This is a genomic window from Streptomyces sp. NPDC060002, assembly GCF_042737245.1.
GTDB lineage: Bacteria > Actinomycetota > Actinomycetes > Streptomycetales > Streptomycetaceae > Streptomyces.
The window spans coordinates 25371-38264 of record NZ_JBHWUW010000071.1 but is presented as its reverse complement, the minus strand read 5'-3'; the positions used below and the strand labels follow the sequence as shown (position 1 = coordinate 38264).

Here is a 12894-nt window from a genome sequence, read left to right as displayed (position 1 = left end):
GCCGATGGTACTGCAGGGGGGACCCTGTGGGAGAGTAGGACACCGCCGAACAATCTTTGGAAGGACCCCTGGTCCCAGCGTTCAGCTGGGACCAGGGGTCCTTTTTGTTTTTCTGTAGCGCGCCGGGTACCCGGGTGCGCGAGAATGTTTGCGGTACCGAAGACAGGAGTCACCGATGTCCACCAACTCTCCCGACGATCGACCGGAGCGCGACCAGCGGCGACGGGACAGTAGTGGGGACCGTGACAACCGCGGCGGCAACGGCGGGGAGCGTGGCGGTTTCCGTCGCGACAACGACCGTGCCGGTTCTGGCCGACGCGATGACCGTCCCGACGACCGTGGCCGTAGTGATCGTGGTGAGCGCGGAGGTTTCCGTGGTCCCCGAGACGACCGTCGTGACGACAACCGTGGTTCTCGTCCGGCGTTCCAGCGTGACGACCGCGGTGACCGTGGGCCGCGCCGGGACGACCGGGGCGAGCGCCCGCCCTTCCGCCGCGACGACCGGGGCAGTGAGCGCCCCGCGTTCCGTCGCGATGACCGTCGTGACGACCGGGGTGGCGGCGAGCGTCCGCCGTTCCGTCGTGACGACCGGGGCAGTGAGCGCCCGGCCTTCCGCCGCGATGACCGCCGCGACGACCGGGGTGGCGGCGAGCGTCCCCCGTTCCGTCGTGACGACAGTCGTGGTGGGGGCGGGGATCGTGACCGTGGTGGCTTCGGCCGCCGGGACGATCGTCGTGATGACCGTCGTGACGACAACCGTGGTTCTCGTCCGGCGTTCCAGCGTGACGACCGCGGTGACCGTGGGCCGCGCCGGGACGACCGGGGCGAGCGTCCGCCCTTCCGCCGCGACGACCGGGGCAGTGAGCGCCCCGCGTTCCGCCGCGACGACCGCCGCGATGACCGTCGTGACGACCGGGGTGGCGGCGAGCGTCCGCCGTTCCGTCGTGACGACCGGGGCAGTGAGCGCCCGGCCTTCCGTCGTGACGACCGTCGCGATGACCGTCGTGACGACCGGGGTGGCGGCGAGCGTCCGCCGTTCCGTCGTGACGACCGGGGCAGTGAGCGCCCGGCCTTCCGCCGCGACGACCGCCGCGATGACCGTCGTGACGACCGGGGCGGCGAGCGTGGTGGCTTCCGCGGTCCTCGGGACGACCGTGGCCCCCGTAGGGACGACCGTGGTGGACGGCCCGGTGGGTCCGGTGGATTCCGGGGCCGTGACGGGCGCGATGACCGTCGGGACGACCGGCATGGTGGCGGGCCTCGTTTCCGCGACGAGCGGGACCGGGACCGGGAGCCGATCAAGCGGCTGCCGATTCCGGAGGACGTCACCGGTGACGAGATCGACAAGGACGTACGGCAGGAGCTTCTGAGCCTGCCCAAGACGCTCGCCGAGGATGTCGCCAAGAACCTGGTGATGGTCGCCCGGCTGATCGATGAGGACCCCGAGGGTGCCTACGGGTACTCCAAGGTGGCCCTGCGGCTCGCTTCGCGTGTCGCCGCCGTACGGGAGGCGGCCGGGTTCGCCGCGTACGCCACCCAGAAGTACAGCGAGGCGCTCGCCGAGTTCCGTGCGGCGCGGCGGATGTCCGGTGGTGTCGAGCTGTGGCCCGTCATGGCCGACTGCGAGCGTGGGCTCGGGCGGCCGGAGAAGGCGCTCGACATGGCCGGCGCTCCCGAGGCCAACAAGCTCGACAAGGCCGGCCAGGTGGAGATGCGGCTCGTCGCGGCGGGCGCCCGGCGTGACATGGGGCAACTGGACGCGGCCATCGTGACGTTGCAGAGTCCCGAGCTGGCTGCCGGCTCCGTCCAGCCGTGGACCGCGCGGCTGAGGTACGCGTACGCCGACGCGCTGCTGGCCGCCGGGCGTGAGGGCGAGGCGCGGGAGTGGTTCGCGAAGGCCATCGAGGCCGACCGGGACGGCAGCACGGACGCCTCCGACCGGCTCGCCGAGCTGGACGGGGTGGACTTCGTCGACGCCCTGGACGAGACCGAGACCGAGACCGAGACCGAGAACGAGAACGGGGCCGAGTCCGAGACCGAGTCCGACGGGGACGTCGTCGAGGAGGCGACGGACGCGGAAGAGGCCGAGGACCCGGCCGAGGGCAAGGCCGGCAGTGACGAGGCCGGGCACGGTGTGGTCGACCGTGACGAGGACTGACGTAGGCCGGTAGCAGCGGCAAGGGGCGGGACCCGGTATCGACCGGGTCCCGCCCCTTCGTGCGTTCAGAGGTCGAGTGCGCGCAGGACCAGGCCCGATGCGGGCTTCGGGCCGAAGGACGTCGACTTGCGGGGCATCGTGACGCCCTGCCGGGCGAGCTCGCGGACGACCTCTTCGCGGACGGGGTGCAGGAGGACCGCCGTACCGCCGTCGCGTTCCGCCTTGCGTACGGTCGCGGCCGTGTCGTGGATGTAGGCGATGCGGGAGGGGTCGTCCTGCGGGATGTGCCAGATGTGATCGAGGAGCGTGGCGTGCAGGACCGTGGCGTCCAGGGTGCGCCAGGCCTCGGGGAAGTCGGCGGGGATCGTGCGGTCGAGCAGCGCCGGGTCCGGTCGGTCGGCGAGATGGAAGGCGCCGTCGCCCGCGAGCAGGAACCCGTTGCCCGCGCAGGCCGCGTCCGCGAGGGCGTCGAGGGCCTCCGTGAGGGGGACGTCCAGGCGCTGGACGCGGAACCGGCCGTCGAGCGCGGCCACGGCGTCGGCCACCGGAAGGCCGTGCAGGAGGCGGTGGATGGCGCGGACGCGCAGGGGGTAGCGGGCGGTGTCGACCAGAAGGACGAGACCGTGGTCCCAGGGGCTGGGGGACGGGTGCTCCGCGCGTAGCCGCAGGTAGGTCGCCCAGCGGTGGTGGCCGTCGGCGATGAGGGCCTGGTGGTGGGCGAGGTCCGCGAGGACCCGGGCCGTCTCGGTGGGGTCGGTGATCGCCCAGAGGCGGTGGCTGTAGCCGTCCTCGGTGGTGGTGGAGAGCAGCGGGGGACGCTCCGCCGCCCGGTCCACGATCTCGGCCGCCGTGCCGTTGCCGCGGTAGGTGAGGAGGAGGGGTTCCAGGTTCGCGTGCGTGGCGCGCATCAGGGCCGCGCGGTCCGCGACGATGTGCGGCATGACGTCCTCGTGGGGAAGGACGATGCCTTCCGACGGCTCCGAGACGCGCAGGGTGCCGATCAGGCCGCGCTGGAGCATGCCGTCCGCGTGCCGCTGCTCGTAGACGTACAGGGCGGGCTCGGGGTCGGCGGTCAGGACGCCCTCGGACAGCCAGCCGCGCAGGGTGTCGGCGGCCTGTTCGTTGCGGGCGGCGGGAGTGGTGGCCTGGGGCAGGATCAGGCGGACGATGTTGTACGGGTCCGCGTCCTGGAGGTGGTGCAGGCCGTCGGGGCGGACCACGACGTCGTACGGCGGGGAGGTGACGGCGGCGAGACTGCCGACCCGGTCGGGGTCGTAGCGCAGGCCTCGGAACGGGGTGAGTTCCAGGCCTCGGGGCGCCGTTGCTTCCGAGTGACCCGCTGAGTTCATCCCGGCATCGTACGTGTGTCGGTGGCATGCGGGATGATCGGGGGAAAGCGGAACGAACGAGGAGCGATGTGGAATGAGCCGGAGCGTCAGGACGAGGCCCGAGGGCAGTGGGCAGGCCCTGAGCGAGGCGTACGACACGGCGCTGCTCGACCTGGACGGGGTGGTGTACGCGGGGGGCAACGCGATCGCGTACGCCGTCGAGTCGCTGGCCACCGCGCGGGCGGGCGGGATGCATCTCGCGTACGTCACCAACAACGCGCTGCGGACGCCGGACGCGGTGGCCGGGCATCTGACGGAGCTGGGGATACCGACGGACGCCGACGACGTCATCACCTCGGCGCAGGCGGTCGCGCGGTTGATCAGTGAGCAGGTGCCGACGGGCTCGCGGGTGCTGGTGATCGGCGGGGAGGGGCTGCGGGTCGCGCTGCGCGAGCGCGGGCTCGAGCCGGTGGAGTCGGCGGACGACGATCCGGCGGCCGTGGTGCAGGGGTTCGGCGGGCCCGATCTGCCGTGGGGGCGGTTCGCGGAGGCTTCGTACGCCGTCGCGCGCGGGGTCCCGTGGTTCGCGTCCAACACCGACCTGACGATTCCCAGCGGGCGTGGCATCGCGCCGGGCAACGGTGCGGCGGTGGAGGTCGTGCGGATCGCGACCGGCGCCGAACCGCAGGTCGCGGGCAAGCCGTTGCCTCCGATGCACCGGGAGACGATCCTGCGGACCGGCGCCGAGCGGCCGTTGGTCGTCGGGGACCGGCTGGACACGGACATCGAGGGGGCGTTCAACGGCGAGGTCGACTCGCTGCTCGTCCTCACCGGTGTCACCGACGGGGCGCGGCTGCTCGCCGCGCCGCCGCAGCACCGGCCGACGTATGTCGACAGCGATCTGCGGGGGATGCTCACCGGTCAGCCCGAGGTCGCCGTGGACGGTGACGGCTTCCGGTGCGGTGGCTGGACGGCGAGCGCGGGCGCCGAGCATCTGGAGCTGGCGGGGGACGGCGAGACCATGGACGGGCTGCGGGCGCTGTGCGCGGCGGCCTGGACGGCGGCCGGTGACGGGACTTGTGGGCTGGACGGAGGGAAGGCGCTGGCGCGGCTGGGGTTGTGAACCTCCCGGCCGCCGGAAGAGGCCGGGCGAGGAGCGGGCGGTGGGTCGCGGAGCGGTGATTCGGTGAGCCCCGGCACGGGCGTGACCAGGGATCGAAGCATGTTGGCAGGGTAGGCTAACCTAACTGCGTGTTGGTCGACAGTGTTCCCGAACAGCGCGCGGAGACCGCCCCCGCGCCTCCCAGACGCCGGGCGGTACGGTCCGTCGGGCTGCTCGCCGCCGTGGCGGTCCTGCTGCTGGTGGCGGTGGTGAGCATCGCCGTCGGGGCCAAGGAGTTGTCCGTCGCGCAGGTCCTGCACGGGCTGTTCGAGGACTCGGGGACGTACGCGGACGTCGTGGTCGACGAGCGGTTGTCGCGGACCGTGCTGGGGCTGCTCGTCGGGGCCGCGCTCGGGCTGTCCGGCGCCGTGCTCCAGGCGCTGACGCGCAATCCGCTGGCCGACCCCGGGCTGCTCGGTATCAACGCGGGCGCCTCGGCGGCCGTCGTCACCGCCATCACCTACTTCGGCGTCACGAGCCTGACCGGCTATGTGTGGTTCGCGTTCTTCGGGGCGGCCGCCGTCGGCGCGCTGGTCTGGTTCCTCGGCGGGAGCCGGGGAGCCACGCCGGTGCGGCTCGCGCTCGCCGGCACGGCGATCAGCGCCGCGCTGTACGGCTATCTCCAGGCCGTGATGATCATGGATGACGCGGCGCTCGCCAGGATGCGGTTCTGGACGGTCGGTTCGCTGTCCACGGCGACCGACGAGACCATCCGGCAGGTGCTGCCCTTCCTGGTCGTCGGCACCCTCCTCGCGTTCGCCCTCGCCCGGCCGCTGAACGCCGTGACGATGGGCGACGACACCGCCAAGGCGCTGGGCGCCGATCTCAACCGCACCCGGGCGCTGTCGATGCTGGCCGCGACCGTGCTGTGCGGTGCCGCGACGGCCGCCTGCGGCCCGATCGTGTTCGTCGGACTGATGGTCCCGCACATCGTCCGCTCGTTCACCGGCCCCGATCTGCGCTGGATCATGCCCTACGCGGCCGTCCTGTCGCCGGTGCTGCTGCTCGGTTCCGATGTCATCGGCCGGGTCGTCGCCCGGCCCTCGGAGGTCCAGGTCGGCATCATCACCGCGATCATCGGCGGCCCGGTCTTCATCTTTCTCGTACGACGGCGGAGGACGGCCCAGCTGTGAAGACCGCGCAGAAGATCCCCCACCGCCGCCCTCGGGCGCTGCGCACTCCGGGTGGGTTCTCCGTCCGGCTGGAGCCGCGGGCACTGATCGTCGTCGCCGCGCTGGTGGCGGCCGCGCTCACCGCGAGCGTGGTGCTGATCGGAACCGGCGACTTCCCGATCCCGGCCGGCGACGTCGTGAAGACGCTGCTCGGCGACGGCAACGCCGGCCAGGAGTTCATCGTCAACGAACTGCGGTTGCCGCGGGTCCTCGTGGGTCTGCTCGTCGGGGCCTCGCTGGGGCTCGGCGGTGCGCTCTTCCAGGCCGTGTCGCGCAACCCGCTGGGCAGCCCGGACGTGCTGGGGCTCGGGCAGGGCGCGACGGCCGGCGCGCTCGTGATGATCGTGCTGTTCTCCGGGAGTACCGCCCAGGTGGCCACCGGCGCGCTGGTGGGCGGCCTGGCGACCGGCACCCTCCTCTACCTGCTGGCCTGGAAGCGGGGCGTCCACGGGTACCGGCTGGTGCTCGTCGGCATCGGCCTCTCGGCGATCGCGACGGCGGTCAACGGCTATCTGATGACCAAGGCCGACTTCGTCGACGCGGCCCGCGCGGTCGTGTGGATGACCGGCACCCTCGACGGCCGTGACTGGAAGCAGGTCTGGCCGCTGCTCGTGCTGGTCTGTGTGCTCGTGCCGCTCGTGCTCGCCAACGGGCGCGGGCTGCGGATGATGGAGATGGGCGACGACGTCTCCCACGCGCTGGGGGTGCGGGTGGAGCGCGTCCGGCTGGTGCTGATGGTCTCCGCCGTGCTGCTCACCGCGGCCGCCACCGCCGCCGCGGGCCCCGTCAGCTTCGTGGCGCTCACCGCGCCGCAGCTCGCCCGGCGCCTGACCCGCTCGCCCGGGCCCAACCTCGTGCCGTCCCTGTGCATGGGCGCGGCCCTGCTGGTCACCGCCGACTGGGCCTCGCAACGGCTCTTCGGCGACGGGCAGCTGCCCGTGGGCGTGGTCACCGGTGTGCTGGGCGGGGTGTACCTGCTGTGGCTCCTCGTCACCGAGCGCCGGGCGGGGCGGATATGAGCGGCGCGGTCGACGACAAGGGCCGCCCGGCCGACCGGAACAACCGAAGGAGCACCGTGAACCGCCTGTCCGCCGAGAACGTCACCCTCGCCTATGACCAGCGGGTCATCGCCGAACAGCTGTCGGTGGAGATACCGGACAACTCCTTCACGGTGATCGTCGGCCCGAACGCCTGCGGCAAGTCGACGCTGCTGCGGGCGCTGTCGCGGATGCTGAAGCCGAGCCGGGGCCGGGTGCTGCTCGACGGGCAGGTCATCCAGTCGATGCCCGCGAAGAAGGTCGCGCGGACGCTGGGACTGCTGCCGCAGTCGTCGATCGCGCCCGACGGGATCACCGTCGCGGACCTCGTGGGCCGCGGCCGCTACCCGCACCAGGGCATCCTGCGCCAGTGGTCGGCCGAGGACGAGCGGGTCGTGCAGGAGTCCATGGCACAGACCGGGGTGGCCGAGCTCGCCGACCGCCATGTCGACGAGCTGTCCGGCGGCCAGCGCCAGCGCGTGTGGATCGCGATGGCCCTCGCCCAGCAGACACCGCTGCTGCTGCTGGACGAGCCGACGACCTATCTCGACATCCAGCACCAGATCGACGTGCTGGATCTGTGCGCGGAGCTGCACGAGGAGCAGGGGCGCACGCTTGTCGCGGTGCTGCACGATCTCAACCACGCGGCCCGGTACGCCACCCACCTGATCGCGCTGAAGGGCGGCGAGGTCATCGCGCAGGGCGCGCCGAACGACATCGTCGACGCCGGGCTGGTGGAGGAGGTCTTCGGGCTGCGCTGCCAGGTCATCGACGACCCGGAGACGGGCACCCCGCTGGTGGTTCCGGCGGCGCGGAAGGCACGCGTACGGATGGAGCGGGCGGTCGCTACAGAAGTCTCCTGAGCTGGAACAGATCGCGCAGGCCCGCCTCCAGCTTCACCCGCCCCGAGCCCCAGGCCTTCGCGAAGTTCAGCTCGCCGGCGACCAGCGCGACCAGATCGTCGCCCGTCATGGTCAGCCTGATCTGGGCCTTCTCCACGGGAGGCCCCTGAAGGGTGTCCTGCACGACGATGCGGCCGTCCGTCATACGGCCGACGAACGTGACGTCCAGGTCGGTGATCCGGCAGCTCACCGAACGGTCCAGGGCGGCGGCTGTCCGGACGTCCCCGTCGGCGCTGCGCATGTTGTCCGAGAGCTTCTCGAGTGCGGCGTGGCACTCCTCGATCGTGGCCATCGCGATCGACGGTACCGCAGGCGTTCGAGGTAGCGTCTTCGCATGAGCGACACAGCGCCGGAGACCGGGACGCAGACCGCCCCGGAGACCGTGCCCGAGAAGCAGGAGCAGGAGCAGGAGCAGGAGCACGATCCCGGGGCTCCCGCCCCGCTGGACGTCCCCCGGGCCCCCACCGGCGACGCGGAGGTGGACGCCCTGCTGGACCGGCTGTCCGACGCCGACCACCTCGCCACCGACGGACACGTCGAGGTGTACGAGGATGTGCACCGGGGGCTGCGTGACGCGCTCACCGCGCTCGACGCCCACCCGGGACCTCCGGCGCCCCCGACGGCATATCGACACAGGAGCTGAACCGAACGTGGCAGGAGTCGCACGACGCCGTCTGGACGCGGAGCTGGTCCGCCGCAAGCTCGCGCGTTCGCGTGAGCATGCCGGCCAGCTGATCGCCGCCGGGCGGGTCACCGTCGACAAGAGCGTCGCGACCAAGTCCGCCACCCAGGTCGAGACGGCGGCCGCGATCGTCGTAGCCGTCGACGGCGACGACCCCGACTACGTGTCCCGGGGCGGCCACAAGCTCGCCGGGGCGCTGGCCGCGTTCGTGCCGCAGGGGCTCGTGGTGGAGGGGCGGCGGGCGCTGGACGCCGGCGCGTCGACCGGCGGGTTCACCGATGTGCTGCTGCGGGCGGGGGCCGCGCACGTGGTCGCCGTCGACGTCGGATACGGACAACTCGCGTGGTCTCTTCAGAGCGATGAACGCGTCACCGTCAAGGACCGTACGAACGTACGCGAGTTGACGCTTGAAGCGATCGATGGGAAGCCTGTGGATCTTGTCGTGGGGGACTTGTCCTTCATCCCGCTGGGGCTGGTGCTGCCGGCCCTGGCTCGGTGCACCGAGCCGGACGCGGACCTGGTGATGATGGTCAAGCCGCAGTTCGAGGTGGGGAAGGAACGGCTCGGCAGCGGGGGTGTCGTGCGGAGTCCGCAGCTGCGGGCGGAAGCGGTGCGGGGCGTGGCCGGGAAGGCGTGGGACCTGGGGCTCGGGGTGAAGGGCGTCACCGCCAGCCCGCTGCCCGGGCCTTCGGGCAACGTCGAGTACTTTCTGTGGCTCAGGGCCGGGGCGCCTGCCCTCGACCCGGCCGATGTTGACCGTGCAGTTGCGGAGGGGCCGCGTTGACTCAGAACCGAGCTCGTACTGTTTTCCTGCTCGCCCACACCGGGCGGCCCGCGGCCATCCGAAGCGCCGAGCTGGTCGTCAAGGGGCTGCTGCGTGAGGGCATCGGGGTGCGCGTCCTGGAGTACGAGGCCGCCGACCTGCCCCTGCCGGAGGAGGTGGAGCTGGTCTCCGAGGCCACTCCGCAGTGCCTGGAGGGGTGCGAGCTGCTCATCGTCCTCGGCGGCGACGGCACGCTGCTGCGCGGCGCGGAGTTCGCGCGGGCGTCCGGGGTGCCGATGCTCGGCGTCAACCTCGGGAGCGTCGGCTTCCTCGCCGAGGCCGAGCGCGACGACCTGGACAAGGTCGTCGACCGGGTGGTGACGAAGTCGTACGAGGTCGAGGAGCGCATGACCGTCGATGTCGTCGTGCACCGCAACGGGGACATCGTGCACACCGACTGGGCGCTGAACGAGGCGGCTGTGCAGAAGGCGGGCGCGGAGAAACTGCTCGAGGTCGTGCTGGAGATCGACGGGCGGCCGGTCACCGGCTTCGGGTGCGACGGGATCGTGCTGTCCACGCCGACGGGATCGACCGCCTACGCGTTCTCGGCGGGCGGGCCCGTGGTGTGGCCCGAGGTCGAGGCGCTGCTGATGGTGCCGATCAGTGCGCACGCGCTGTTCGCGAAGCCCCTGGTGACCTCGCCCGACTCCGTGCTCGCGGTGGAGGTGCTGCCGCACATTCCGCCGGGCGTGCTGTGGTGCGACGGGCGGCGGACCGTCGAGCTGCCCGCGGGGGCCCGGGTCGAGGTGCGGCGGGGGGCGGTGCCGGTTCGGCTGGCCCGGCTGCATCACGCTTCGTTCACGGATCGGCTGGTGGCGAAGTTCGCCCTGCCCGTCTCCGGGTGGCGAGGGGCCCGGCACCAGCCGTGAGGCACGTCCACTCGCGTGGGTGATAAGTGAGGCCCCTCCGCTTTCGTCCACCTGCCGCTTCGCGCTGTGGGGCCGGGGGGCGTCGCACTTCCTCCCCCCGACCTCGTAAGGTCTTGTCCGTGTTGGAGGAGATGCGGATACGGTCGCTCGGAGTCATCGACGACGCGGTCGTCGAGCTGTCGCCAGGCTTCACCGCTGTCACGGGTGAGACGGGCGCGGGCAAGACCATGGTGGTCACCAGCCTCGGGCTGCTGCTGGGCGGGCGCGCTGATCCCGCGCTCGTGCGGATCGGCGCCGAGAAGGCGGTCGTGGAGGGGCGGATCTCCGTGCCCTCGAACGCCTCGGTGCTGGTACGGGCCGAGGAGGCCGGGGCCGAGCTCGACGACGGTGCGCTGCTCATCAGCCGTACCGTTTCCGCCGAGGGGCGGTCGCGGGCGCATGTGGGCGGGCGGAGCGTACCCATGGGCGTGCTCGCCGAGCTCGCCGACGAGCTGGTCGCCGTCCACGGGCAGACCGACCAGCAGGGGCTGCTGAAGCTGTCCCGGCAGCGGCAGGCGCTCGACCGGTACGCGGGCGACGCGGTGACCGTGCCGCTCGCCAAGTACACCGAGGCCTATCGGCGGCTGCGGGCCGTCGCGGTCGAGCTGGACGAGATCGTCACGCGCGCGCGTGAGCGGGCCCAGGAGGCCGACATGCTGCGCTTCGGGCTGGACGAGATCGCCGGCGTCGAACCGCGCGCCGGTGAGGACGTGGAGCTGGCGGAGGAGGCCGAGCGGCTCGGGCACGCGGAAGCGCTGTCGTCCGCCGCCACGGCCGCTCACGCCGCTCTCGCCGGTAATCCGGAGGATCCCGAGGGCATCGAGGCCACCACGCTCGTCGCGGGCGCACAGCGGGCCCTGGAGGCCGTCAGGTCGCACGATCCGGCGCTGGCCGCGCTCGCCGACCGGATCGGGGAGATCGGGATCCTGCTGGGCGATGTGGCGGGCGAGCTCGCGGGGTACGCCGACGACCTCGACGCCGATCCGCTGCGGCTGTCGGCCGTCGAGGAGCGGCGGGCCGCGCTCACCGGGCTCACCCGCAAGTACGGGCGGGACGTGGACTCGGTGCTCGTCTGGGCCGAGCAGAGCGTCGCCCGGCTCACCGAACTGGACGGCGACGACGAGCGCATCGACGAGCTGACCGCCGAACGGGACGCGCTGCGCGGCGAGCTCGGCGGCCTCGCGCAGACACTGACGGACGCGCGCACGGAGGCCGCCGAGCGGTTCGCCGCCGCCGTGACCGCCGAGCTGGCCTCTCTCGCCATGCCGCACGCGCGCGTGTCGTTCGACATCCGGCAGACCGAGGACCCGGAGGGCGTCGAGGTCGGCGGACGTCCGGTCGCCTACGGGCCGGCCGGCGTGGACGAGGTCGAGCTGCTGCTCGCCCCGCACCCGGGCGCGCCGCCACGGCCCATCGCCAAGGGCGCGTCCGGCGGTGAGCTCTCCCGCGTGATGCTGGCCGTCGAGGTCGTGTTCGCGGGCACGGATCCCGTGCCGACGTATCTCTTCGACGAGGTCGACGCGGGTGTGGGCGGCAAGGCGGCGGTCGAGATCGGGCGGCGCCTCGCGCGGCTCGCCAGGACCGCTCAGGTCGTGGTGGTCACCCACCTGCCGCAGGTCGCCGCCTTCGCCGACCGGCAGCTGCTGGTCGAGAAGACCAACGACGGGTCGGTGACCCGGTCCGGCGTGAAGGTCCTGGAGGGCGAGGACCGCATCCGGGAGCTGTCCCGGATGCTCGCCGGCCAGGAGGACTCCGAGACGGCCCGGGCGCACGCGGAGGAACTGCTGGCCACGGCCCGCGCGGACCGCTAGAGACGGTCGGCGCCGACGCCGACACGGCCCGGCCGGTCCGGGTGCGGGGCGGTCGTCGCGGGTTCCTTAGGGTGAGGGCATGTTCACACCGAGGGGACGGGGCCCGGCGTTCGCGGCGGCGGCCGGGCTGACCTGGGCGACGGCGGCCGTTCTGCGCGCCGCGGCGCCCGGAGGGCGCGCACGCTGGGAGCGCGAGAACCACGCCGGGCTGACGGTCGGGCTGTACTGGGGCCCCGCCGCCGCCCTGGCGGGCGCGCTCGCGGCCGGGCGGACGGCTCCGGCCGCCGCGTTCGCCGTGGCGGCCGCCGGGGCCTGCGGGGCGTACGACGATGTCGTCGGCGCCGGTGACGCGCGGCGGGGCTTTCGGGCCCACCTGGGCGCGTTGCAGGAGGGCGAGGTCACGAGCGGGGCCGTGAAGCTGTTCGGGATCTCGGCGGCCGGGCTGGTGGCGGGGACCCTGCTGAAGGAACGGCCCCTGGACAAGGTGCTGGCGGGGGTGGTGATCGCCGGGGCGGCGCACTTCGTCAACCTCGTGGACGTGCGCCCCGGACGGGCCGCCGGCGTCGTCCTCGCCCTGGGCGCGCCGGGGTTGCTGCGCGCGGGGGCGGCGGGTGAAGTGTCCGCCGTGGCGGTCGGAGCCGCCGCGGCCGTTCTGCCCGAGGATCTGAGCGGGCGGGAGATGCTCGGCGACAGCGGGGCGCACGCGCTCGGCGCGCTGCTCGGGACGGCGGTGGTGGCCGGCAACGGCCGTGCGGGCCTGCTCGCGCACGCCGCCGCCGTAGTGGCCGCGGCGGTGTACGGGGAGCGGGTGAGCGAGGCGGCGAGGTCAGCACTCGGGTAATCGAACGGAACCCCGACTTCTCTCACCCGTGTGGGTGATGAGAGGGGTCCTGTGACCGAGTGTCAGGGCG

At 72.9% G+C, this 12894-nt stretch carries 13 protein-coding genes; 10 read left to right on the top strand and 3 right to left on the bottom strand.

The window, feature by feature from the left end; translation table 11 throughout:
• Nucleotides 1-169 precede the first annotated feature (169 nt).
• Nucleotides 170-1249: a hypothetical protein gene (locus ACFWBD_RS37120; RefSeq protein WP_385677137.1), complete on the bottom strand. Its 1080-nt coding sequence runs from the start codon at nucleotides 1247-1249 to the stop codon at nucleotides 170-172.
• Between the two features lie 57 nt (nucleotides 1250-1306).
• Here ACFWBD_RS37120 and ACFWBD_RS37115 point away from each other — a divergent pair, with 57 nt between their 5' ends.
• The gene (locus tag ACFWBD_RS37115; protein ID WP_385677135.1) at nucleotides 1307-2158 is read left to right on the top strand and encodes a hypothetical protein; all 852 of its coding nucleotides are present in this window, start codon (nucleotides 1307-1309) and stop codon (nucleotides 2156-2158) included.
• Nucleotides 2159-2223: 65 nt separating this feature from the next.
• Here the strand turns inward: ACFWBD_RS37115 and ACFWBD_RS37110 are convergent, their stop codons facing one another.
• A complete protein-coding gene (locus tag ACFWBD_RS37110) occupies nucleotides 2224-3507 on the bottom strand; it encodes a DUF1015 domain-containing protein (RefSeq protein ID WP_385677120.1) in 1284 nt (427 codons plus the stop codon).
• A 73-nt stretch (nucleotides 3508-3580) separates the two neighbouring features.
• On the opposite strand from ACFWBD_RS37110, the gene ACFWBD_RS37105 reads away from it, so the two are divergent.
• From ACFWBD_RS37105 to ACFWBD_RS37090, 4 genes are all read left to right on the top strand, one after another.
• Complete coding sequence (locus tag ACFWBD_RS37105) at nucleotides 3581-4609, top strand: HAD hydrolase-like protein (protein ID WP_385677117.1); 1029 nt, start codon at nucleotides 3581-3583, stop codon at nucleotides 4607-4609.
• A 128-nt stretch (nucleotides 4610-4737) separates the two neighbouring features.
• Nucleotides 4738-5781, top strand: coding sequence for a FecCD family ABC transporter permease (locus ACFWBD_RS37100; protein WP_385677114.1), 1044 nt, complete (start codon nucleotides 4738-4740; stop codon nucleotides 5779-5781).
• Nucleotides 5778-6839 (top strand): FecCD family ABC transporter permease, encoded by a 1062-nt coding sequence (locus ACFWBD_RS37095; protein ID WP_385677111.1) that lies wholly within the window; start codon nucleotides 5778-5780, stop codon nucleotides 6837-6839. The genes ACFWBD_RS37100 and ACFWBD_RS37095 overlap by 4 nt, the downstream gene beginning before the upstream one ends.
• Nucleotides 6836-7720 carry an ABC transporter ATP-binding protein gene (locus ACFWBD_RS37090; RefSeq protein ID WP_385677109.1) on the top strand — a complete coding sequence of 295 codons (885 nt, stop codon included), beginning with the start codon at nucleotides 6836-6838 and terminating at the stop codon, nucleotides 7718-7720. Before ACFWBD_RS37095 ends, ACFWBD_RS37090 begins: the two co-directional genes overlap by 4 nt.
• Here ACFWBD_RS37090 and ACFWBD_RS37085 read toward each other — a convergent pair.
• The gene (locus ACFWBD_RS37085) at nucleotides 7704-8051 is read right to left on the bottom strand and encodes an SCP2 sterol-binding domain-containing protein (protein ID WP_385677107.1); all 348 of its coding nucleotides are present in this window, start codon (nucleotides 8049-8051) and stop codon (nucleotides 7704-7706) included. The two genes, ACFWBD_RS37090 and ACFWBD_RS37085, sit on opposite strands and share 17 nt — an antisense overlap.
• A gap of 42 nt (nucleotides 8052-8093) precedes the next feature.
• On the opposite strand from ACFWBD_RS37085, the gene ACFWBD_RS37080 reads away from it, so the two are divergent.
• From ACFWBD_RS37080 to ACFWBD_RS37060, 5 genes are all read left to right on the top strand, one after another.
• Nucleotides 8094-8402 (top strand): hypothetical protein, encoded by a 309-nt coding sequence (locus ACFWBD_RS37080; RefSeq protein WP_385677104.1) that lies wholly within the window; start codon nucleotides 8094-8096, stop codon nucleotides 8400-8402.
• A gap of 7 nt (nucleotides 8403-8409) precedes the next feature.
• The gene (locus ACFWBD_RS37075; protein WP_385677101.1) at nucleotides 8410-9225 is read left to right on the top strand and encodes a TlyA family RNA methyltransferase; all 816 of its coding nucleotides are present in this window, start codon (nucleotides 8410-8412) and stop codon (nucleotides 9223-9225) included.
• Nucleotides 9222-10133, top strand: coding sequence for an NAD kinase (locus ACFWBD_RS37070; protein ID WP_385677098.1), 912 nt, complete (start codon nucleotides 9222-9224; stop codon nucleotides 10131-10133). The genes ACFWBD_RS37075 and ACFWBD_RS37070 overlap by 4 nt, the downstream gene beginning before the upstream one ends.
• 131 nt (nucleotides 10134-10264) lie before the next feature.
• Nucleotides 10265-11983, top strand: coding sequence for a DNA repair protein RecN (gene recN, locus ACFWBD_RS37065; protein ID WP_385677132.1), 1719 nt, complete (start codon nucleotides 10265-10267; stop codon nucleotides 11981-11983).
• Nucleotides 11984-12062: 79 nt separating this feature from the next.
• Nucleotides 12063-12824: a hypothetical protein gene (locus ACFWBD_RS37060; RefSeq protein WP_385677094.1), complete on the top strand. Its 762-nt coding sequence runs from the start codon at nucleotides 12063-12065 to the stop codon at nucleotides 12822-12824.
• Nucleotides 12825-12894 lie beyond the last annotated feature (70 nt).

Bases quoted from the DNA above. Each gene is read 5' to 3' on its own strand.
- ACFWBD_RS37105 (WP_385677117.1), top strand. From the start codon at position 3,581: ATGAGCCGGAGCGTCAGGACGAGGCCCGAGGGCAGTGGGCAGGCCCTG.
- ACFWBD_RS37080 (WP_385677104.1), top strand. From the start codon at position 8,094: ATGAGCGACACAGCGCCGGAGACCGGGACGCAGACCGCCCCGGAGACC.
- recN (WP_385677132.1), top strand. From the start codon at position 10,265: ATGCGGATACGGTCGCTCGGAGTCATCGACGACGCGGTCGTCGAGCTG.
- ACFWBD_RS37060 (WP_385677094.1), top strand. From the start codon at position 12,063: ATGTTCACACCGAGGGGACGGGGCCCGGCGTTCGCGGCGGCGGCCGGG.
- ACFWBD_RS37085 (WP_385677107.1), bottom strand. From the start codon at position 8,051: ATGGCCACGATCGAGGAGTGCCACGCCGCACTCGAGAAGCTCTCGGAC.
- ACFWBD_RS37120 (WP_385677137.1), bottom strand. From the start codon at position 1,249: ATGCCGGTCGTCCCGACGGTCATCGCGCCCGTCACGGCCCCGGAATCC.
- ACFWBD_RS37090 (WP_385677109.1), top strand. From the start codon at position 6,836: ATGAGCGGCGCGGTCGACGACAAGGGCCGCCCGGCCGACCGGAACAAC.
- ACFWBD_RS37110 (WP_385677120.1), bottom strand. From the start codon at position 3,507: ATGAACTCAGCGGGTCACTCGGAAGCAACGGCGCCCCGAGGCCTGGAA.